Annotated in this window: 19 protein-coding genes; 8 read left to right on the forward strand and 11 right to left on the reverse strand. The window is 36.0% G+C overall.

All coding sequences use genetic code 11. The features are described 5' to 3' along the window. Positions 1–77 precede the first annotated feature (77 nt). From OZP12_RS02875 to OZP12_RS02885, 3 genes are all read right to left on the reverse strand, one after another. Positions 78–884: a TIGR00266 family protein gene (locus OZP12_RS02875; protein ID WP_281227547.1), complete on the reverse strand. Its 807-nt coding sequence runs from the start codon at positions 882–884 to the stop codon at positions 78–80. Positions 885–1027: 143 nt separating this feature from the next. Beyond that, on the reverse strand, positions 1028–2320 hold the full coding sequence (locus tag OZP12_RS02880; RefSeq protein WP_281227548.1) for an aminopeptidase P family protein: 1293 nt from the start codon (positions 2318–2320) through the stop codon (positions 1028–1030). Positions 2321–2682: 362 nt separating this feature from the next. Beyond that, positions 2683–4044, reverse strand: a complete 1362-nt coding sequence (locus OZP12_RS02885; RefSeq protein ID WP_281227549.1) for a hydroxymethylglutaryl-CoA synthase family protein — start codon at positions 4042–4044, stop codon at positions 2683–2685. A gap of 386 nt (positions 4045–4430) precedes the next feature. Here OZP12_RS02885 and OZP12_RS02890 point away from each other — a divergent pair, with 386 nt between their 5' ends. From OZP12_RS02890 to OZP12_RS02905, 4 genes are all read left to right on the forward strand, one after another. Next, positions 4431–5096: a succinate dehydrogenase cytochrome b subunit gene (locus OZP12_RS02890; RefSeq protein ID WP_281227550.1), complete on the forward strand. Its 666-nt coding sequence runs from the start codon at positions 4431–4433 to the stop codon at positions 5094–5096. Between the two features lie 99 nt (positions 5097–5195). Beyond that, a complete protein-coding gene (locus OZP12_RS02895; protein ID WP_281227551.1) occupies positions 5196–7205 on the forward strand; it encodes a fumarate reductase/succinate dehydrogenase flavoprotein subunit in 2010 nt (669 codons plus the stop codon). A 6-nt stretch (positions 7206–7211) separates the two neighbouring features. Then, entirely contained in the window at positions 7212–7973 is a 762-nt protein-coding gene (locus OZP12_RS02900; protein ID WP_281227552.1) for a succinate dehydrogenase/fumarate reductase iron-sulfur subunit, read from the forward strand. A gap of 130 nt (positions 7974–8103) precedes the next feature. Further along, positions 8104–8871, forward strand: a complete 768-nt coding sequence (locus OZP12_RS02905; protein WP_281227553.1) for an amidohydrolase — start codon at positions 8104–8106, stop codon at positions 8869–8871. On the opposite strand, the gene OZP12_RS02910 is transcribed toward OZP12_RS02905, so the two are convergent. Next, positions 8860–10548 (reverse strand): Ig-like domain-containing domain, encoded by a 1689-nt coding sequence (locus tag OZP12_RS02910; RefSeq protein ID WP_281227554.1) that lies wholly within the window; start codon positions 10546–10548, stop codon positions 8860–8862. The two genes, OZP12_RS02905 and OZP12_RS02910, sit on opposite strands and share 12 nt — an antisense overlap. 252 nt (positions 10549–10800) lie before the next feature. Here OZP12_RS02910 and OZP12_RS02915 point away from each other — a divergent pair, with 252 nt between their 5' ends. The 3 genes from OZP12_RS02915 to OZP12_RS02925 are packed head-to-tail and all read left to right on the forward strand — an operon-like array spanning position 10801 to position 12758. Then, entirely contained in the window at positions 10801–11253 is a 453-nt protein-coding gene (locus OZP12_RS02915) for a 6-pyruvoyl trahydropterin synthase family protein (protein ID WP_281227555.1), read from the forward strand. A 14-nt stretch (positions 11254–11267) separates the two neighbouring features. Continuing rightward, positions 11268–12023, forward strand: a complete 756-nt coding sequence (locus tag OZP12_RS02920; RefSeq protein WP_281227556.1) for a UDP-2,3-diacylglucosamine diphosphatase — start codon at positions 11268–11270, stop codon at positions 12021–12023. 54 nt (positions 12024–12077) lie between these two features. Continuing rightward, positions 12078–12758: a GNAT family N-acetyltransferase gene (locus OZP12_RS02925; protein WP_281227557.1), complete on the forward strand. Its 681-nt coding sequence runs from the start codon at positions 12078–12080 to the stop codon at positions 12756–12758. An 8-nt stretch (positions 12759–12766) separates the two neighbouring features. Here OZP12_RS02925 and OZP12_RS02930 read toward each other — a convergent pair whose 3' ends face one another. Genes OZP12_RS02930 through OZP12_RS02960 form a run of 7 tightly spaced genes read right to left on the reverse strand, consistent with a single transcriptional unit; the run spans position 12767 to position 20299 of the window. After that, positions 12767–13984 (reverse strand): cytochrome c3 family protein, encoded by a 1218-nt coding sequence (locus OZP12_RS02930; protein WP_281227558.1) that lies wholly within the window; start codon positions 13982–13984, stop codon positions 12767–12769. 44 nt (positions 13985–14028) lie between these two features. Beyond that, positions 14029–15303, reverse strand: coding sequence for an MFS transporter (locus OZP12_RS02935; RefSeq protein WP_281227559.1), 1275 nt, complete (start codon positions 15301–15303; stop codon positions 14029–14031). A gap of 5 nt (positions 15304–15308) precedes the next feature. Then, positions 15309–16997: a single-stranded-DNA-specific exonuclease RecJ gene (recJ, locus tag OZP12_RS02940; RefSeq protein WP_281227560.1), complete on the reverse strand. Its 1689-nt coding sequence runs from the start codon at positions 16995–16997 to the stop codon at positions 15309–15311. 59 nt (positions 16998–17056) lie between these two features. Continuing rightward, positions 17057–17401 (reverse strand): HopJ type III effector protein, encoded by a 345-nt coding sequence (locus OZP12_RS02945; protein ID WP_281227561.1) that lies wholly within the window; start codon positions 17399–17401, stop codon positions 17057–17059. 10 nt (positions 17402–17411) lie between these two features. After that, complete coding sequence (gene rsmI, locus OZP12_RS02950; protein ID WP_281227562.1) at positions 17412–18125, reverse strand: 16S rRNA (cytidine(1402)-2'-O)-methyltransferase; 714 nt, start codon at positions 18123–18125, stop codon at positions 17412–17414. Between the two features lie 8 nt (positions 18126–18133). Continuing rightward, on the reverse strand, positions 18134–19300 hold the full coding sequence (locus OZP12_RS02955; protein WP_281227563.1) for a leucine-rich repeat domain-containing protein: 1167 nt from the start codon (positions 19298–19300) through the stop codon (positions 18134–18136). A 54-nt stretch (positions 19301–19354) separates the two neighbouring features. Next, positions 19355–20299, reverse strand: coding sequence for a DUF8457 domain-containing protein (locus OZP12_RS02960; RefSeq protein ID WP_281227564.1), 945 nt, complete (start codon positions 20297–20299; stop codon positions 19355–19357). A 234-nt stretch (positions 20300–20533) separates the two neighbouring features. On the opposite strand from OZP12_RS02960, the gene OZP12_RS02965 reads away from it, so the two are divergent. Next, complete coding sequence (locus tag OZP12_RS02965) at positions 20534–21145, forward strand: thymidine kinase (protein WP_281227565.1); 612 nt, start codon at positions 20534–20536, stop codon at positions 21143–21145. The last annotated feature ends 2 nt before the right edge of the window (positions 21146–21147 follow it).

Here is a 21147-nt window from a genome sequence, read left to right on the forward strand (position 1 = left end):
ATAAGGTATTTGAGAGACATTTTATAAATCAAAAACGACTTCCATTTTCTGAAAGCCGTTTGTGTTTTTTATTAAAATTAAAACCGATTATCCCCATCCAAAAGATTGCCAAGTCCACCAAGTAAACTTCCTTCGTCACGACTGTTACCGCCTGATCTTGGTGCTGATGCGATTATTCTGTCCGCCAATCTAGAGAAAGGTAGAGATTGAATGTAAACAGTACCCGGGCCGCGAAGGGTTGCGTAAAACAAACCTTCTCCTCCAAAAATCGAATTCTTGATTCCGCCTATAAATTCAATGTCATAATCGACATCTTTTGTGAAACCAATAATGCAACCGGTGTCCACTTTCAGAACTTCGCCGTGAGCCAATTCTTTTTTAGCCATTGTTCCTCCCGAATGCACAAAAGCCATTCCGTCTCCTTCAATTTTTTGCATGATGAAACCTTCACCCCCAAATAAACCACGACCCAATTTTTGAGAAAATTCAATTCCGACAGAAACTCCTTTGGCAGCGCACAAAAAAGAACTTTTTTGACAAATGAATTTTCCTTGAAATTGCGTTAAATCAATCGGGAGAATTTTTCCCGGATAGGGCGAAGCAAACGAAACTTTGCTTTTGGTGTTGCCTTGGTTTAAAAAAGCGGTCATGAACATGCTTTCGCCGGTTAGGACTCTTTTTCCGGCATTCAAAAGTTTACCGAATAAACCGCCCGATCCAGATTGCTGAGAACCGTCGCCAAAAATGGTTTCCATTTGTATGTTATTTTCCATCATCATAAAACTGCCTGCTTCGGCAATTACTATTTCCTGCGGATCGAGTTCAATCTCGACATACTGCATTTCTTCTCCAAAAATCTGATAATCTATTTCGTGTGCTTGCATGATTTCGTGTGTTTAGTTTTTTCAAATGAGTCGGAAGTGGATTTGTAATGTTACAAGTGTAAATGTGAATTTTATCGTAAATAAAAACGGCTCGCATTACCGCAAGCCGCCTATCATCTTTTATCTATATTCTTTTTTCTGAATTAAGAATTCATCAAACTCTCGATTTCTTCCACTTCAATCGGAATGTTACGCATTAAGTTGAAAGGCTCTCCTTTTTCCTGAACAACCACATTGTCTTCCAAACGAATTCCGAAACCTTCGGCCGGAATGTAGATTCCCGGTTCAACGGTGAAAACCATGTTGGCTTTCATCGGTTCGTGCAACAATCCGTAATCGTGCGTGTCCAATCCCATGTGGTGCGAAGTTCCGTGCATGAAATATTTTTTATAAGCCGGCCAATCTGGGTTTTCGTTTTGCACATCAGCTTTATCGATTAATCCCAAACCAAGCAATTCCGAAGTCATGATTTTACCCACTTCCACGTGGTATTGTTTCCAAAGTGTTCCCGGAGTAAGCATTTTGGTTGCTTCATTTTTAACTCTTAAAACCGCATTGTAAACGGCTTTTTGCCTGTCTGAATAACGTCCCGAAACAGGAATTGTTCTCGTTAAATCACTCGAATAATTGGCATATTCGGCGGCTACATCCAATAAAACCAAATCACCCGCCTTGCATTGTTGGTTGTTTTCGATGTAGTGCAACACATTGGCATTATTTCCTGAAGCGATGATCGGAGTATAAGCAAACCCTTTAGAACGGTTGCGAATAAACTCGTGAATCAATTCGGCTTCGATTTCGTATTCGGTTACGTTTGGTTTTACGAATGACAATAATCTGCGAAAACCTTTCTCGGTAATATTACAGGCATTTTGGATTAAATCCAATTCTTCAGATTCTTTTACCGAACGGATGCGTTGTAAAATTGGGTTGCTTTTGGCTACCTGATGTGCAGGATATTTGGCTTTCCACCATTTTACAAAACGGGCTTCGCGGGTTTCAGTTTCCACCGATGCACGATAATGTTCGTTGGTATTGATGTACATCGTGTCTGCATAAGTCATCATTTCGTTTAAGACTTTTTCAAAATCCTGCAACCAATAAACGGTTTTAACTCCCGAAACTTCAAAAGCGCGCTCTTTAGTCAGTTTTTCGCCTTCCCAAACGGCGATGTGATCGTTGGTTTCTCTCAGGAACAACATTTCCCTTTGATTTTCATAAGGAGCGTCCGGAAAAAGTAATAAGATACTTTCTTCCTGATCAACACCAGATAAATAGAAAATATCGCGATGCTGTGCAAAAGGTAAAGTACTGTCTGCCGAAACGGGATAAATATCATTAGAATTAAATACGGCTACACTATTTGGCTTCATTTGAGCCATGAATTTTGCTCTGTTTTTTGTGAAAAGAGCGCGGTCAATTTGATGATATTTCATTTTAAATGATGATTAAGTATTGAATTATCAAAAATAGTAACTTTCAAAATGAAATAGCCATTAGTATAGTTTTTTTTAAGAACCTAAATCAATTATTATTTTTTGAAGCGGAAACATAAGGTTTTTTTTGGAGACATTGTTCCCGCTTTTCGTTGCAATCTTTTTATTTTTAAAGAAAAAATAAAAAGGATTTCCACTGCAATCGGGGCTAAAGGGAAACATTTTTGCTTTTTTGTAATCATAAAAAAATTTCCCGTAGAGACGCACGGTAGAGACGCACTGCAGTGCGTCTCTACGGGTTAAAAAAACGCCACAAAAGAATAAATCCATTGTGGCATTTTTGTTTTATTAAAAGTGAAAAATTAATCAACCCATTTATAATAACGGGCACCAATTAAATTTGGAATTTCGCTTTCTATTCGGTCTAGAATCCATTCTTTTTTTGGAGTCTGCACCGATTGATTTTGTTCTTTTTTATGTAGTTTTTCGTAAGTCTCAAAATCAATTTCAAAACTTTCATCAAGTGTTTCAAAAAGATTGATATTCGTAATAGCCGATTTCCATTCAGGTTGAATAGTACCTTCAAAAACTTTCGATTTGGAACCACTTCCGTAAGCTAAAAATCCGAATTTTTCGTCTGCAATTTCTTTTTTGCTGTCATAAAAATGAGCCAAAGTAGAAAGCAATCCCATAAAAATAGAACCCGTATATAAGTTCCCAATTATAGAAGAAGCGATTTCTGCAGGTTGTAATTTTTCAGAAACAAAGGCTTTGTAATCATCAGATTTGCTGATTTCTTTTAGCTTAGTTTGATATTCTGCAGCGTTTTCGTCACCCGAAAGAATAGGAGTTGCAGCATCAAGGGCATAAATTTCGGACAACATTCTTCGTCCTTGGAACGCATAAGGCAAATGCATTACGATACTTTTCCAAGATTGGTAAACAGTATCCTTTGAGTTTATTAATTTTTTGAACGAGAAATAAGCATCTCTAGTTCTGTCCATATAACATTGGTTCGAATATTGCCCATCAAAAACCGGCTGGTCTTTGTGAATTTCGATTTCGCTTTCTAAATTTTCGAACCAAGATTCGTTGTTTGAGTTTCCTGTGATTTCCTGTTTTGAAATGGTTCTGTACGGTTTGAAGAAATCGAAAACACCTTTTGTGCTAACACCCCAATTGTTTTCGAAAGAGATAATTCTTGGGTTGGCAGTAATTAGCATTGCGACAGCTCCGGCTCCCTGTGTATATTCTCCGGTGGAATTCAAGTCGTATTTAGCAAAATCGGTAGTGACAACGATTGCTTTTTTGGTAGGGTTAAGTTTTACAAAATCAAGGCAGTTTTGCAGTGCATCAACCCCTCCGATACAGGCGAAAGTAAAATCAACAACATCACATTCGGATAAAGTGTTCTCTCCAAATTTCTGTTCCATCAAAGAAATTAAGTACGAACTTATGGGTTTTGAACTGTCGACACCGCTTTCGGTTCCCACATATATACGTGCAATTTCGTTTAAGTTGATATTGTTATCCTGGATTAGTTTTGTCAAGGCATTGGCGCCAAAAACCACTGTGTCTTGGTGTAAATCCGGTAAAGTCATTTTTAATAAACCGAGTCCTTTTTCTAATTTTTCGGGTTCTATGTTTCTGGCTTTTGCCAATGTTTTTATAGGTAAGTGTAGTTTGGCAACATCAAATGCAATAGCGTCAATTCCGGTTTTCATGTATAAAATTTAAAGCTGTAAAGTTAAAATTGCTTTGGGGAAATACAATATTTTAAAGACTATAATAATGGATGCCTTTTAATTTTTAGGGAATATCTTGTAAACTTTGCTTTGAATTATAGGATTGTTAGTTTTTTTAGCCTTTATCAATTAAATATAAATTGGTCTTTAATTTTAATACTTTTTTAATTTGAAAGACAATCGATTACATTGCTGCAATAGTGATTAAAAACTACGTATTTTATTACGTATTCACTACGTATCCTTTAAGTACTTTAAAATGATTATAAATAGTGGCGTAAAATTGCAAGTTTGGTTGCTATTCTTTTCTAATTACTCTAAATTTGTTCCACTTTTTAAAAAAAATAAAAACAATTTATATTATTATGGCAAAATCTGCAATGTTGAAGTCGTCTATAGCCAAAAAAGTGGCCATGGCGCTTTCAGGACTTTTTTTGATTATGTTTCTATCGCTGCATTTCTTTATTAATTTAGTTTCGGTTTTCAGTGCCGATTCATTTAATGCGATGTCACATTTTATGGGTTACAATCCGCTAATCCAATTTGTAATGCAGCCAATCTTGGTTGCTGGGGTTGTTTTTCACTTCATAATGGGATTTGTATTGGAGTTGAAAAACAAAAAGGCTAGACCTGTTGCCTATGTAAAATATGATGGTGCTGCAAATGCATCCTGGGCATCAAGAAACATGATTATTTCTGGATTAGTTGTATTGGCTTTCTTAGGTTTGCACTTTTACGATTTCTGGGTTCATGAAATGGTTTATAAATATGTTGAGTCAAATATAATTGACGAAACAAGATACTATCCTGAATTGGTGGCTAAATTTGAAAGCCCTGTTCGTACAGGATTATACAGTATTGCTTTCGTTTTATTGGGATTACACCTTTGGCACGGATTCACTTCTTCTTTGCAATCTGTAGGATTTGACAATAAAATAGGGAAGTCATTACATAAATTATGTTATGCATTTGCAGTTATAGTTCCTGTTGGATTTATTTTCATCGCACTATTTCACCATTTTAATAATTAATATCAATCTATAATGAAATAAGTATTATTGTATTTGGTGGCGAAAACCGATTTGATAATGCTAATTGCATACGACAGATAAAAAAATATATATCAATATATGAAACTAGATTCTAAAATTCCAGAAGGTCACATTTCACAGAAATGGACTGATTATAAAGATCACTTAAAGTTAGTTGCACCAAACAACCGACCAAAAATAGATATTATCGTAGTAGGTACAGGATTGGCTGGAGCTTCGGCTGCTGCTTCTTTTGCTGAAATGGGTTATAACGTAAAAGCATTTTGTTACCAAGATTCTCCACGTCGTGCGCACTCAATCGCTGCACAAGGAGGTATCAACGCAGCAAAAAATTACCAAAATGACGGTGACAGTACTTTCCGTTTATTTTATGATACAATTAAAGGAGGTGATTACCGTGCTCGTGAGGCAAACGTTCACCGTTTAGCTGAAGTTTCTGGAAACATCATTGACCAATGTGTGGCTCAAGGAGTTCCTTTTGCACGTGATTACGGTGGATTGTTAGACAACCGTTCTTTTGGTGGTACACAAGTACAACGTACTTTTTATGCTGCTGGACAAACAGGACAACAATTATTGTTAGGAGCTTATTCAGCTTTATCAAGACAAATCGGTTTGGGACGTGTGGACATGTACAATCGTCACGAAATGTTGGAACTGGTAAAAGTGGACGGTAAAGCTCGTGGAATCATTGCCCGTAATTTGATTACCGGAGAAATCGAAAGACATTCTGCTCACGCTGTAATCATTGCTTCGGGAGGATACGGAAACGTTTATTTCCTTTCTACAAATGCAATGGGATCAAACGTAACTGCTGGTTGGAAAATACACAAACAAGGAGCTTTGTTCGCAAATCCTTGCTATGTTCAAATCCACCCAACTTGTATTCCGGTACACGGAACAAACCAATCTAAATTAACGTTGATGTCAGAGTCGTTAAGAAACTCTGGACGTATTTGGGTTCCAAAGAAAAAAGAAGATGCTGAAGCAATTCGTGCAGGTAAATTGAAACCAACACAAATCGCTGAAGAAGATAGAGATTACTACTTAGAAAGAAGATACCCTGCGTTTGGTAACTTAGTTCCTCGTGACGTAGCTTCCAGAGCTGCAAAAGAACGTTGTGATGCTGGTTACGGAATTGAGGCTAACGATACTAACGAAGGAGTTTACTTGGATTTCTCAACAGAGATTCAAAATAAAGGTAAACAAACAGCTTACGCAAAAGGAAATCACAACCCTTCCCAAGAAGAAATTACTAAACTTGGAAAAGCTTGGTTGGAAGAAAAATACGGTAACTTGTTTACAATGTACCAAAAAATCACGGATGAAAATCCATATGAAACTCCAATGAAAATTTATCCTGCAGTTCACTACACAATGGGTGGTGTTTGGGTAGATTACAACTTACAATCTACAATTCCAGGTTGTTTCGTTGCAGGAGAGGCTAACTTCTCTGATCACGGAGCGAACCGTTTGGGAGCTTCTGCTTTGATGCAAGGTTTGGCTGACGGTTATTTTGTATTGCCTTACACAGTTTCTGATTATTTAGCAGGTGATATTCGTACTGGAAAAATCTCTACAGATTTACCTGAATTCGTTGAAGCTGAGAAAAATGTTAAAGAAAGCATCAGTAAATTCTTAGCTAATAATGGAACTAAATCAGTGGATCATTTCCACAAACGTTTAGGAAACATCATGTGGAATAAAGTTGGAATGGGACGTAATGAGCAAGGTTTAAAAGAAGCGATTGAAGAAATTGCTGCTTTGAAAGAAGAATTCTTCAAAGATGTTTACGTACCAGGAAATGCAGATGAATTGAATCCTGAGTTGGAAAAAGCGCTTCGTGTTGCTGACTTCATCGAATTAGGACAATTAATGGCAATCGACGCTTTACAACGTAAAGAATCTTGTGGAGGTCACTTCCGTGAAGAATATCAAGATGCTGAAGGAGAAACTCTACGTGATGACGAAAACTTCAAATTTGTTGGAGCTTGGGAATACAAAGGCTACGACATCAAAAATGAAGAGCTTCACAAAGAAGAATTGAAATACGAGTTTATTAAAATAGCCGCAAGAAATTACAAATAAGAGATCATGAGCGCAGCAAAAAATATCAATATAAGCCTTCAAATTTGGCGTCAGAAGAACTCCAAAGAAAAAGGGAAAATGGAAACATACAAATTAAATGATGTTTCTACAGCAAGTTCATTTTTGGAAATGTTGGACCAATTGAACGAACAATTAGTAAACGAGAGAAAAGAGCCAGTAGCATTTGACCACGATTGTCGTGAAGGAATCTGCGGAATGTGTTCTTTGTATATCAATGGTCGTGCACACGGTCCGGATACAGGAATCACTACTTGTCAGTTACACATGAGAATGTTCAATGACGGTGATACTATCGTTATCGAGCCATGGCGTTCGGCAGCTTTCCCAGTAATCAAAGATTTGATTGTTGATAGAACTTCTTTCGATAGAATTCAACAAGCAGGAGGTTTCGTATCTGTAAATACTTCTGGTAATACTATCGATGCAAACACAATTCCAGTTCCTAAAGATGATGCAGACAAAGCTTTCGAAGCAGCTGCTTGTATCGGTTGTGGAGCTTGTGTAGCTACTTGTAAAAATGGTTCTGCAATGTTATTCGTTGGAGCAAAAGTATCTCAATACGCATTGTTACCACAAGGTAGAGTAGAAGCCACAGCACGTGTATTGAACATGGTTCGTCAAATGGATGAAGAAGGTTTTGGTAACTGTACCAACACGGGAGCTTGCGAAATCGAATGTCCAAAAGGAATTTCTTTGGAAAACATCGCTCGTATGAACAGAGAATATCTGTCAGCAAGTTTGAAATAATATTTTTAGGCATTAGCCAAAAACAGAAATAAAAACGTCCCGAGAAATTGGGACGTTTTTTGTTTGTATAAAACCTTCGTGTATCTATTTTTTTCTTTGCGTATCTTTGTGAAATAGTAAGCTATTCAAAATGAAAATCGCACTTATACAATCGTCTTTGGCCTGGGAAAACCCAGAAAAAAACAGAAAAAAACTCGGAGAAAAAATTAACGCTATTTTCGAGCATGTTGATTTAATAGTACTTCCCGAAATGTTTACTTCTGGATTTACTATGGAACCCAATATCGTAGCCGAAACCATGCAGGGGGAAACGATTGTTTGGTTAAAACATTTGGCGAAGGCCAAAAATGCGGCCATCACCGGAAGTTTGGTCATTACAGAGAATGACAATTTTTATAACCGATTGGTTTTCGTATTTCCTTCGGGTGAAGTTCAGTTTTACGACAAAAGACATTTGTTTACTTTGGCGGGAGAAGACGAAATTTATACTGCTGGTAAGCAAAAATTAATCGTAGAATATAAAGGCTGGAAAATTTGTCCGTTGATTTGTTATGATTTGCGTTTTCCTGTTTTTGCCAGAAACGTTGAGGAATATGATGTTTTGGTTTATGTTGCCAATTGGCCAAAAGCACGAATAAATGCCTGGGATTCTTTGCTTAAAGCACGTGCCATAGAAAATATGAGTTATACCATTGGAGTTAATCGCATCGGAGAAGACGACAACAAACATGAGTATAACGGACATTCCCAAGTCGTTAATTTCTTGGGGGATTACTTGATGGAACCAATAGAAACAAAAGGCGTTTTTATTGTCGAATTAAACAAAGCCGAATTGCTCCTTGCCAGAAAAAAGTTCAACTTCTTAAATGACCGGGATTCTTTTGTGCTAAAAGGGTGATGATTTAGCTTTCTTCTTCTCTGTTTCTTTAGGTTTTTTCTTTTTGGCTACTGCAGGGTCATAAGGAATGCTTAAGTCAAAACTTTCTTCCTGATCAAAATTAGCATGAAGGTTTATTTCCTTAGAGGAATAGATTATTTCTTCTGCTTGTCTTTTTTCAAGATAATTTCCAGTGTCCCATTGCTTGTTTTTATTGTCATCATAAATGGCCCGAAGTGTATATTTACTTGGCTCTAAGAGATTGAATTCAATTCTTGTCTTATCTTCGGTATAAGCACTTGCTTTAACGACATCTCCTTTTTCATCTGTCAACTGAATAATGACAGGGAAGCGATTTACGTTTTTCAAAGTCAGAAAAATATTCCCGGTATCTGTAAATTTTTGTGTGCTTACCTTAAAGGATAATGTATCATTTGTTTTTTCAAAAAAGTCGGTAAGTGCGCCCGGCAGCATTTTTAAATGATATTTCTGTGACTCATCAGTTTTAAAATCAACGAATAATTGTTGGTTGAATTCGTCATATTCTGTAGTAAAAGGCACAGCAACCGAATCCTTATCGGTTAATTTCATTTTTGTTTTATCAAATTTCACCAAAGGAGTACTGGATTCCAAAGTAAAACGCTCTCTAAAAGCTAAGTTCCCAGCTTGAACAGCCTTTATATTTAAGGTGTCTTTTTTTTGATTTTTGATTTTAAAACCAAAAGTTTTTTCATATTTATCTTTTACCAGATGTAAAGAAAGAGAATCCGTTTTTATCGGTTTATACCATACAAATAAGGAGTCTTTTTTGCTCATTTTTGTAACTATCGATGGTATGATTTCTTCTTTGTTTTTTAAGACAATTTTTGGGCTTTCTTCCTGCTTGTTTATTTTGCCTTCATAGCCCAAAATTAGTTTGTTCCCAGAGGCTTGCACAGGTTTTATGGCTTTAAAAGGCATTGTTTCCTTGAACAGTTCCATTTCAAAAACAGTGTCGTTCGGAATCGTTACAATTCCTTTATTGAAGGCGATTTTGTCTGATTTTGGGTTGAATTTATTGTTTTTATTATTGTCTTTCAGAGCAATCAAATAATATTTACCTGCTTTTAAATTCTCCAATCGCCATGTTTTCAAACTATCCAAAGTGTTCGTAATGTAGCGTGGACCCTCTTTATAAATAGTAGAATCATTGAACTTTTCATTTGCTTCATAAAGCATAATCGAGACAAAAGAGGCAACTTCTTTGTCGTAAGCATCTTTCACCCTGCCGCCAAGGGCTAATGAGTCTATATAATCTCCGGTAGAAAATACGTATTTGAATTGATTGTACGGATTTCCTTCATTATTGTCGGTAATACTCTGTCCAAAATTCAGGCTGTAAGTAGTATTGGGCTGCAAAGTATCGTTAATGGTAATAGTCAATTTTTTTGTGGCCGTTGTCGGAACGATTAACAGCTCATTCTTCATTGGTGGCGAAATAATCAATTGCTTGTTTAGGTCTTTGATTTTAACATTCTCGTCAAAAATAAGTCTGATTTTATTGCCTGTAAATTTTGTAGAATAATTTTCAGGGAAACTAGATACTAATACTGGTGGAATGGTGTCTTTTGCACCACCAGTAATGGCTCCTCTTTTGGCACAACTAATAAAAAAAAGCAAAAGCAAAAAAGGAATATATTTAAACAGTTTTTGTAACATAAAGTGCTGAAATTTGATTCTACAAAATAACGATTATATTTACTGTAATCGAAATATTTCACAAATTATTAGGAGCTATTTCCTGCTGTCCGCTGTATCTGTGGTCTTGAACCCCAAGACCACAGGATGCCGCTACTATCAGGGCTAGGGATTTACAGCAAATAACATAGTTTTGTTGAGAAAACAGTTGACTACATTTTCAGGCCATTTCTCGTGCGAATTCATTAAATTTGCAGTCAAAATAAATCTTCAATGAGCAATATCAGAATTACCAAACAATTTAATTTTGAAACCGGTCACGCTTTATACGGATACGACGGGAAATGTAAAAATGTACACGGCCATAGTTATAAATTATCGGTTACCGTTATTGGAAAGCCGATTACTGATCGAAGCAATGTGAAGTTTGGTATGGTCATTGATTTTTCTGATTTGAAAAAGATTGTAAAAGAAGAGATTGTCGATCAATTCGATCATGCCACTGTTTTTAATCAAACCACTCCGCATATAGAGTTGGCCAATGAATTAAAAGACCGTGGACATCATGTGATTTTAGTCGATTATCAGCCAACAAGCGAGAATATGGTAGTCGATTTTTCTCAAAGAATCATCCGCAGATTGCCTCAAAATATTCATCTTTTTTCGTTGAAATTGCAAGAAACCGAGTCTTCGTTTGCCGAATGGTTTGCAAGTGACAATCAATAATTTATACGTAGTTCATGCAATTTTCCAATAATAAAAAAATCTATTTTGCCTCCGATCAGCATTTTGGTGCACCAACTCGTGAGTTGAGTTTTCCAAGAGAGCAAAAGTTTGTCGCTTGGCTGGACAAAGTAAAAGACGATGCCGAAGCGATATTTCTTTTGGGTGATTTATTTGATTTTTGGTTCGAATACAAAACCGTTGTTCCTAAAGGCTTTGTCCGTATTTTAGGGAAGTTGGCCGAAATTCGCGACAGTGGTATCCCTATTTATTTCTTTGTGGGAAATCATGATTTATGGATGGCCGACTATTTTGAAACCGAATTGAACATTCCTGTTTACCACGACAACAAAGAATTTACTTTTAATGGTAAAACCTTTTTGATTGGTCATGGCGACGGAAAAGGTCCGGGAGATTTAGGATACAAACGCATGAAAAAAGTGTTTACCAATCCTCTTTCCAAGTGGCTTTTCAGATGGCTTCATCCTGATCTTGGTGTAAGATTGGCTCAATACCTTTCTGTTAAAAATAAACTCATTTCAGGTGCCGAAGACGTTAAATTCTTGGGTGAAGAAAAAGAATGGCTTATCCTTTATGCCAAACGAAAATTGGAAACCAAACACTATAATTATTTTGTTTTTGGTCACCGTCATTTGCCAATGATAAAGCCAGTTGGAGAAAATTCCGATTATGTAAATCTGGGGGATTGGATCACCTATTTTACTTATGGAGTTTTTGATGGAGAAACTTTCGAGATTAAAAAGTTTGAATAAACCACATTGTTTTTAGTGTAACTCATTTTTCGGTATTTCACAAATAAAATAACGATGGCAACCGATAATCATAAATTAGATAATCCTGTTTGGTATTCAGTCTCCGAAACGCATAAGAATTTTGGAATTGATTTTGGAACCATAAAATTTTACCATCCAGATTATTGCCCTTTTGGGGGCTTAATTGTCGCAGAAAATACAGAAAATCACATTTCGGAATATGCGAAACTCGTCAATAATTTTCATATTATCGGAAACAAACCAACTGTTCCGGATAATTTGAAATTGGACCATGAATTAATCTGTCTTCAAATGATTATTCATGAAAGAATTGAGGGTGAAAACAAAGATCAGATTGTGAAATTAGGTGAGAATCATCTAGATGATTTATTAGGATTGGTCAAAATAGTTTATCCTGAGTATTTCAAAAAGAAGACTTCCTCTTTGGGTAATTATTACGGAATTTATAAAAATAACCAGCTCGTTGCCGTAACGGGGGAACGAATGCAAATGGATGAATTTACAGAAGTAAGCGCTGTAATTACACATCCAGAGCATACTGGAAAAGGTTACGCGAAGCAATTAGTGGCTCATACTGTTAATGCAATTTTGAAACAAAGCAAAACTCCGTTCTTGCATGTTGCCGAATCCAATATAGGAGCAATCAAATTGTATGAAAAACTAGGTTTTCAAACTAGAGCAAAAATTAGTGTTTGGAATATTGTCCAAAAATAACAGTGAAACTATTTGCTGTTTTCCGCTTTTGGATAGATCGCTATTTTATGGGTTCTTAAAATATAATTGGACATTTCTGCATTATTTGAAAGCTGAAAACGAATAGCATTCGATGGTTGTTTCTGCATATGGCATTCCACACAATTATTGACCAGTAATGAGGCTGGCATCGTTTTAAGAGTAGATTCGGTGTGTTTGATCTCTTGATGACAGGAGAGACAAATTTTAGAATAGGAAGCTAGGTTTTGTGATGCATTTTCATGTGGATTGTGACAGGTAATGCAATCCATTTTTTCGCTTTTGATAAAGCATTTGCTTTGTGCCAATAATCGATATTGATTTCCGTGTACATCAAAATTGGCTGTACTATTAGGGTCACTCAGGCTTCTTATATAATCCGAAAGTTTATCGCCGGGTTTAAATTCGAAACGTGATTTTATTTTTATACCATCATTTCCAGCGTGACAAAGAGCACAAGCGTCAAGCTTTTGTTGTCGACTTAGCGATTGGTAAGAGACAATGTAGTTTGCTATTTTTACATTTGGATTTTTCAGATGAAATTCGGCATGTTTTTTGGCTGGTCCATGACAACGCTCACAGTCAATTCCGTAAACGATCGTTTTTTTATTGACAATATCTTCAGCGTCCATCGTAAGAAAATTGTTTTCGCTGGAACTTTGATTTACAGTTCTGCTGCTTATGTTTGAGCTGTGACAGGCATAACAATCTTTAACAACTTTTCGATCGAAATACGGTTTGTCTGCCGGAAAACCTGGACTCGTTGCCCAGCTTTTTACTGATGTGTAATAGGAAAGCGGTAATTCGTAGGTATTATTGTTTCGCCAATAGACAGAAGTTTGTGCATGTTTGCTGCCAAAAACAATTTCAAATCGATGTGCAGCAACTTCTTTACTATTTTTGTAAAGAACCTGATAAAGGCTGTCGTTGCGTTCCTCGATTGCTAATTTGGTGCTTTTGTCATAAACAAAAATATTTTTTCCTTTGCTTAAAGCACCTAAAATATTTTCAGGAATGGCTGGTGCGGTCGCTTTGAAATGCGAGCTGTGAAAAGTTGATTCAGATTGTGTTTGATGACATTGTACACAACTTTCGGATCCTGCATAATCAGTTCCTCGGGGATCAATATATTCTTCAGTTTTATTAGTGCAACTTGTAAAAAAAATTATAAAAACTGCAATCGCAAAAAGTAATTTTGTTTTTCCCATTGCAGTAAATATACTTTTTTTTCGAATAAATCAGAAGAAAACTACTACTCGTGTTTTTCGTGGTCTTCCATGTCTTTTTGTAAATCTAATGTTCTAAATCCAGGTAGTTTTAATCCTGTAAAAATTACAACAAGCAGTGTCATACTTCCTCCAAAAACAACTGCCGAAACTGTTCCCATAAGTTTTGCGGTCAAGCCACTTTCGAACGCGCCTAATTCATTAGATGAACCAACAAATATTGAATTTACTGCCGATACACGACCACGCATATGATCCGGAGTTTTGAGCTGTAAAATTGTTTGACGGATTACCACTGAAAAACCATCGGTGACGCCACTCATAAATAAAGCAAAAACGGATAACCAAAACCATGTTGAAAGGCCAAAAACAATAATGCAAATACCAAAACCAAAAATAGCGGCCAAAAGCTTAATTCCCGCATTTTTATAAAAAGGTAAATGAGTAGAAACGAACATGGTTAACAAAGCACCTACTGCCGGAGCAGCTCTTAAAATACCAAAACCTTCGGGGCCTACTTTTAGAATGTCTTGTGCAAAAATGGGAAGCAACGCGACAGCACCTCCAAAAAGAACCGCGACCATATCTAGCGTTAAAGCTCCCAAAATGGATTTATTGGTAAAAACAAATTTTACGCCTTCCTTTAAACTTTCCATTACGGGCTCTCCGATTTTTGTGTTTAAAATAGGCTTTTTGGAAATTTGTGTCAGAATCAATAATGCAAAAACGGAACAGGCAAAAATGGAACACATCGACCAATGAACCCCAATCCAAGTTATCGAAAATCCCGCTACAGCAGGTCCTGCTACAGAACCAATCTGCCAAACCGAACTGCTCCAAGTTGCTGCATTTGGATAAACTTTTTTAGGGACAATTAGCGATAAAAGAGAAAATATTGTTGGGCCAAGAAACGATCTAACCAATCCACCTAAAAAAACCAGAAAATAAATGGAATACAGAACAGTATTTGTTGACCAACCGCTTACAACTTTTGGCCAAGTCAGTAAAAACAGTCCAAAACTTATTATTGAAAATCCTAGAATGCATTTAACAAGCATCCCTTTTTTTTCTTTTTGATCTACAATATGACCGGCAAATAACGCCATTGCAATGGCAGGAATCACTTCCATTAATCCAATTATTCCTAAAGAAAGCGCACTTTTGGTTAAACTATATACCTCCCATTCTATGATGATGAATTGCATTGACCATGCAAAAACCATAGCAAACCGCAATAATAAAAACACGTTAAATTCTGTATAACGCAAGGCAGCATATGGATCTTTTGTTTTTTTACTCATAATTTTTATTTAATGTCTTTTAATCGTAATTGAATGCTTACTTTGTCATTCCATTCATTTTCATCGATGCAATATACGGCTTCAAATTCTTTTTGATCAGAGATTAACTCTTTTTTATGTCCTAGGCCAAAGCCAATGGCAGCAAGGCCTTCGGAGTTATTTTGTTTTACGAATAACTTTAAATGCTCATCCTCAGAGCCAAGCGTTTTCGCATAACCTGTATCTTTTATTTTTTTGGTTAAAAAAATGGGAGTCATGTTTAATGGGCCAAAAGGTTCAAATTGTTTCAGGATCCGAATTAATTTTGGAGTGATGTTTTCAAAATCAATTTCGGCATCTACAGATATTTCCGGAATTAACTGATCAGGATGAATGGTTTCCTGAACTGTTTTTTCAAATGCATTTTTGAAGATTTGATAATTTTCTTCCTTCAAAGTCATTCCTGCAGCATACATGTGTCCTCCAAATTGTTCCAGATGTTCCGAACAGGCTTCGAGCGCATTGTACACGTCGAATCCTTTCACCGATCGCGCCGAAGCGGCATATTTGTCGCCACTTTTTGTAAAAACCAATGTAGGGCGATAATAAGTTTCAATCAATCTGGAAGCCACAATTCCAATAACACCTTTGTGCCAATCCTCCTGAAAAACCACCGATGTAAAGTTGTTTTCTTCTTGATTTTGGGTAATTTGTTGGAGCGCTTCTTTGGTAATTTGTTTGTCCAGATCTTTTCGGTCAGAATTGTATTGTTCAATTTCTGAAGCAAATTGTTGTGCTTGCTCAAAATCAAATTCTGACAACAATTCGACGGCATGATTACCGTGTTTGATACGTCCCGCAGCATTGATTCGCGGAGCAATGATAAACACCACATCAGTAATGTCGAGCGTTTTCTTTTTTATCTGGTGTACCAATGCTTTAATTCCAGGTCTCGGCTGGGCATTGATTACTTGTAATCCGAAATAAGCCAAAACACGGTTTTCGCCAGTTAAGGGTACAATGTCGGCAGCAATTGCTATGGCTACTAAATCAAGATACGAAACCAAATCTTCGATAGTTTGGTTTCTGTTGGTTCCTAAAGCCTGAATAAGTTTAAAACCAACACCGCAACCGCATAATTCGTCATAAGGGTAGCTGCAATCTTCTCGTTTTGGATCTAGAACCGCAACGGCTTCGGGTATAATTTCCCCTGGTCTGTGGTGGTCACAAACGATGAAATCAATGTTTCGCTCTTTTGCGTAAGCGATATGATCTATGGATTTTATACCACAATCCAGGGCAATAATGAGTGAGAATCCGTTATCGTCGGCAAAATCAATTCCTGCGTACGAAATGCCATAACCTTCATTGTAACGATCAGGAATATAGGTCGCTATGTTGGGATAAAAGCTTTTTAAATAGGAAGAAACAAGTGATACTGCGGTTGTGCCGTCAACATCATAATCCCCAAATATGAGGATGTTTTCCTGATTTGCAATAGCATTTTCAATGCGCGCGACGGCTTTGTCCATGTCCTTCATTAGGTAAGGATCATGCAAATCGTCCAAACTTGGCCTGAAAAAAAGTCTGGCTTGTTCAAAAGTTTCAATGCCCCTTTGAATTAACAAAGTAGCAATAAATTCTTCTACATTCAAAGCTTGAGCTAAGTGCTTTATTTTTTCTTCAGCAGGTTTTGGCTTTAGTGTCCAACGCATTAAATTTTTGATTTTAGATTAACGATTTTAGATTTCTGAAATCTAAAATTTTAAATAAATTATTTCAATTCCAAAGCTTCACCTTCAAATTGAATTCCGTCCCAGCCTGTTTTCATGAAGTTGCGAATGTTTTGATGATTAGTTCCATTTGGATCCCCTAAAACTTCTTCAAAATAATAAGCTCCAAAACAAGCTAATGTTTCGTCAACGGATAATTTTTGTAATTGTGCGAAAGCAAATAATTTACAAGAACCTGAATTAGTTCCTGCCGCATTATGTGTATCCCCGTTTTGAAAAGCGGTAGGGATAAAATTGTAATTTTCTTCTATTGTATCAATTGTTTCAGCAAATGTGTTAGCTGTTGGGTTTTGTCTTAGTTTGTCTAAAAAGTTATTGATTGTCATATTTATGTATTTATTCTTCTTTTTGAAATTTGTTTTTCTTGGCTTCTTTTACAATTGTTTTTCCGGCAACGATAACAACAATTTCGCCACGAGGGGCAGTTTTTTCGAAGTGGGTTAAGACTTCTTTTGCCGTACCGCGTCTATTTTCTTCATGTAGTTTTGATAATTCTCGGCAAACGCAAATTTGTCGGTCTTCGCCAAAATAAGTGATAAACTCGGCTAAAGTTTTGACCAATTTATGCGGGGAAACATACAGAATCATCGTTCGGGTTTCTTCTGCTAATTCGAGATATCGGGTTTGTCTTCCTTTTTTTTCTGGAAGGAAACCTTCAAAAACGAATTTGTCATTGGGTAAACCACTGTTCACTAAAGCAGGTACAAAAGCTGTTGCGCCGGGCAGGCATTCTACTGCAATTCCGTTTTCGATACAAGCACGAGTAAGTAAAAAACCAGGATCTGAAATCGCTGGTGTTCCCGCATCCGAAATCAAAGCAATGTTTTCACCGGCTTTTAATCTGGAAATTATATTCTCAGTGGTTTTGTGTTCGTTATGCATATGATGACTGTGCATATGTGTGCCAATCTCAAAATGCTTGAGCAGTTTACCGCTCGTTCTGGTGTCTTCGGCCAGAATTAAATCTACTTCTTTAAGAATCCTAATGGCTCGAAAAGTCATGTCTTCGAGGTTGCCGATAGGAGTTGGTACGATATATAATTTTGACATTTTTTAAATTAAAAACAATTTGTGGTTACTTGACAATTATATCCATAAGTATTAATTAAATTTTTAACATATTCAAGTTCAGTTGGGTTACAACAAATTGAATTTAAATTTGGATTTAAATAAAATGAATATCTGATCGTTGAGCCATTACCAGTACCAATAGTTTTAACAATCAAGTATTCTAATTTATTTGAATAGCAATCTAAATTCGTTAATAGGGGGCAATCACGCGTATCTAAAGTTTTTAATTGGTTAAAAGAACAGTCAATATTGTTTAGTTCTTTTAATCCTTTTAGATTCAATGATGATAATTGGTTTCCATTGCATTTAAGGGAATTCATTTTTGTGCAATTATCAAGTATTAATTCTGTTAATGCATTATGATCGCAATCTAACCATCCTAGATTTGTACAATTGGAACTATTTAATTTAGTTATTTTATTTGAACTGCATTGTAAATTATGAATGATTTTTAAGTCGCTAATGTCTAATGAAGTTAATGAATTATTATTCACACTTAAATTTTCCAAATTAGCTAAATGTTTTACTGATAGAGTGGTTAATAAATTATTGTCACCAGTTATATATTTTATTTTATCTGAATTCTCAATGTTTAGGTCACTAATTTTATTATTTTCAAATCGTACTATTTCTAATTTTGGTAATGATTTCAAATTTAGAGATGTTAATTGATTGCCATAGCATAAAAGTTCTTGCAGATTGTTTAAACCTTGTACGTTTAAATTTGTGATTTTATTAGAATGGCAATATAAAATTTCTAATTTTGTAAAACTAGAAACATCTATGCTGCCAATACTGTTATAACCACAGTATAATCTTTTAAGATTTGGAAATGATTGTAAACCTTCTAAATTCGTAATATTTGCACTTTGAAGATCTAAAGCACTAACATTTTCGGCTTCACAAACTTGAATAATCCCGTCATCATTTGTATCAATTTTAAATTGAAAACCTTGTAAATTTGTGGCTATAGAGTTAATATCATTTTTTGATGATAACAGTTTTGCTTTAAAATTGGCGTCAGGTATGTTAACTATTTGTTTGCAATCTGGATCGGTGCTTATGTTTTTAGATTCATCTTCGTTTGAATTAGAACACCCGGAGATTATTAAACTAAAACAGCATAAGAAATAAATAAGTGGTTTGATGCTCATTCTTAAGGTAAATTTGGGTTTGAAATGCGATATAATAAATAGGTTAAGAAAGGATTAAAACGAAAGGAATTTTTTCTCAATGATTTCCATAAAGCGTGCTTCATACTCATCTTTTCCTTCCCAATTATTGTAATCTGGTTTTACCATTTCGTCAATAAATGTTTTGGTTTCCAGATAAGTGTCAAATGTAATGAGTTGGCTTATAACACGGTTGTAATCCTCATTATTACCACCAAAAAGATGTTTTACAAAAGCAATCCTGTCGTTGAGTCCAATATTGATTTCTTTGGCTAGTTTATCATTTAAGGTAACTGTTTTGGGCTCTGTTTTTTCGGGCTCCGTTTGAGGGGCATTCGAAGTGGTTTCTTCTGGAATGTCAAAAGAAGAAGGAACGGGTGGGTTGGAATCAGCTTCTTGCTTTTTACCTGTAGATGGAACTTTTACAAAATCAGGATCAGTATAATGACCACCAAGTAAGTCATCAAAAGAGATTTGGACAGCTTCTTTTTTCTTTGGGGTTTCAGGTTTAGCAGGTTCTATCGGTTGAATTTCTGTTTCGTCCAAAGAGAATAAAGGTTTTTCAACAGGTGCTTCTTCTGCAGTTTCTAAAGTTTCTACAGTGTTTGAAGTTGGAATTTCTTCTTCAGCGATTGCTGTGATTTCTTCTTCTTTAGTTTCTTCAACAACCGAAATGATTTCTTTTTCCTCAATAACTTCAACTACAGAATCTTCTTCTGACATTGGGTCTGTAATTGCAGCAGGTTTTTGAAATTCGGGAACAGAAATAGTTTCGAAAAACTCCTTCATTTTTTCTACAACTTCGGCTTGGCCAATAGTAGGTTTTGGTTCTCCAAAATAATTTTCAACAAATCGTAAAACGGCTAATTTTTCATATAATTTCTGTGTTTCCAGATAAAGCTGGTTGATATCAGATTTATCTTTTAATTGTAAAATTCTATGAGCAATGCTAATTAAGTCGGCTTCCAATTTTTTCTTCATGGCTTCTGAAATTATGATGAATATGGCTTTTTTATGATAGTGTTCTTGTTTGTAATGATTTAGCGGGATAAGCTTCTTTTTTTCTATTTATTATCGAAATAAGACCTGTCCAATCTCTGAATTGGCAAAAATTATCTACTTTTGAAACGAGGTAAAATAGAAGTTTACCCAGACAATTTATTACGGATACAAAGTAATAAAAACTATTCATTTTTTAAGCTAGAAAAAAATAAAATGTTTCTCGAAAACACAGTAAATCATAAAGAGCAATTTGGATGGATTGAAGTCATTTGCGGCTCCATGTTTTCGGGAAAAACCGAAGAACTCATCCGAAGGTTAAGACGGGCACAGTTTGCCAAACAACGAGTAGAAATCTTTAAACCTGCTATCGATACCCGTTATCATGAGGAAATGGTAGTGTCACATGACAGCAACGAAATTCGTTCAACACCGGTTCCCGCAGCTGCCAATATCGCTATTTTGGCGCAAGGTTGTGATGTGATCGGGATTGATGAAGCCCAGTTTTTTGATGACGAAATCGTGACGGTTTGTAACGACCTTGCCAATCAGGGAATTCGTGTCATTGTTGCTGGTTTGGATATGGATTTCAAAGGCAATCCTTTCGGGCCTATGCCTGCGCTTATGGCCACAGCCGAGTATGTGACCAAAGTACATGCGGTGTGTACACGAACCGGGAATCTGGCGAATTACAGTTTTCGAAAAACAGACAACGACAAACTCGTTATGCTGGGTGAGACTGAAGAATACGAGCCTTTGAGCCGTGCGGCCTATTTTCACGCCATGCGAAAAGATGAAAAAAATGACGAGAATAAAAAATTTAAATAAAA

This window comes from Flavobacterium aquiphilum, from assembly GCF_027111335.1.
Taxonomy (GTDB): Bacteria; Bacteroidota; Bacteroidia; order Flavobacteriales; family Flavobacteriaceae; genus Flavobacterium; species Flavobacterium aquiphilum.

Bases quoted from the DNA above. Each gene is read 5' to 3' on its own strand.
- OZP12_RS02945 (WP_281227561.1), bottom strand. From the start codon at position 17,401: ATGACAATCAATAACTTTTTAGACAAACTAAGACAAAACCCAACAGCT.
- OZP12_RS02890 (WP_281227550.1), top strand. From the start codon at position 4,431: ATGGCAAAATCTGCAATGTTGAAGTCGTCTATAGCCAAAAAAGTGGCC.
- OZP12_RS02880 (WP_281227548.1), bottom strand. From the start codon at position 2,320: ATGAAATATCATCAAATTGACCGCGCTCTTTTCACAAAAAACAGAGCA.
- OZP12_RS02920 (WP_281227556.1), top strand. From the start codon at position 11,268: ATGCAATTTTCCAATAATAAAAAAATCTATTTTGCCTCCGATCAGCAT.
- OZP12_RS02895 (WP_281227551.1), top strand. From the start codon at position 5,196: ATGAAACTAGATTCTAAAATTCCAGAAGGTCACATTTCACAGAAATGG.
- OZP12_RS02905 (WP_281227553.1), top strand. From the start codon at position 8,104: ATGAAAATCGCACTTATACAATCGTCTTTGGCCTGGGAAAACCCAGAA.
- OZP12_RS02915 (WP_281227555.1), top strand. From the start codon at position 10,801: ATGAGCAATATCAGAATTACCAAACAATTTAATTTTGAAACCGGTCAC.
- OZP12_RS02960 (WP_281227564.1), bottom strand. From the start codon at position 20,299: ATGAAGAAAAAATTGGAAGCCGACTTAATTAGCATTGCTCATAGAATT.
- OZP12_RS02875 (WP_281227547.1), bottom strand. From the start codon at position 884: ATGCAAGCACACGAAATAGATTATCAGATTTTTGGAGAAGAAATGCAG.
- OZP12_RS02910 (WP_281227554.1), bottom strand. From the start codon at position 10,548: ATGTTACAAAAACTGTTTAAATATATTCCTTTTTTGCTTTTGCTTTTT.
- OZP12_RS02935 (WP_281227559.1), bottom strand. From the start codon at position 15,303: ATGAGTAAAAAAACAAAAGATCCATATGCTGCCTTGCGTTATACAGAA.
- OZP12_RS02925 (WP_281227557.1), top strand. From the start codon at position 12,078: ATGGCAACCGATAATCATAAATTAGATAATCCTGTTTGGTATTCAGTC.
- OZP12_RS02885 (WP_281227549.1), bottom strand. From the start codon at position 4,044: ATGAAAACCGGAATTGACGCTATTGCATTTGATGTTGCCAAACTACAC.
- OZP12_RS02930 (WP_281227558.1), bottom strand. From the start codon at position 13,984: ATGGGAAAAACAAAATTACTTTTTGCGATTGCAGTTTTTATAATTTTT.
- OZP12_RS02955 (WP_281227563.1), bottom strand. From the start codon at position 19,300: ATGAGCATCAAACCACTTATTTATTTCTTATGCTGTTTTAGTTTAATA.
- OZP12_RS02900 (WP_281227552.1), top strand. From the start codon at position 7,212: ATGAGCGCAGCAAAAAATATCAATATAAGCCTTCAAATTTGGCGTCAG.
- rsmI (WP_281227562.1), bottom strand. From the start codon at position 18,125: ATGTCAAAATTATATATCGTACCAACTCCTATCGGCAACCTCGAAGAC.
- OZP12_RS02965 (WP_281227565.1), top strand. From the start codon at position 20,534: ATGTTTCTCGAAAACACAGTAAATCATAAAGAGCAATTTGGATGGATT.
- recJ (WP_281227560.1), bottom strand. From the start codon at position 16,997: ATGCGTTGGACACTAAAGCCAAAACCTGCTGAAGAAAAAATAAAGCAC.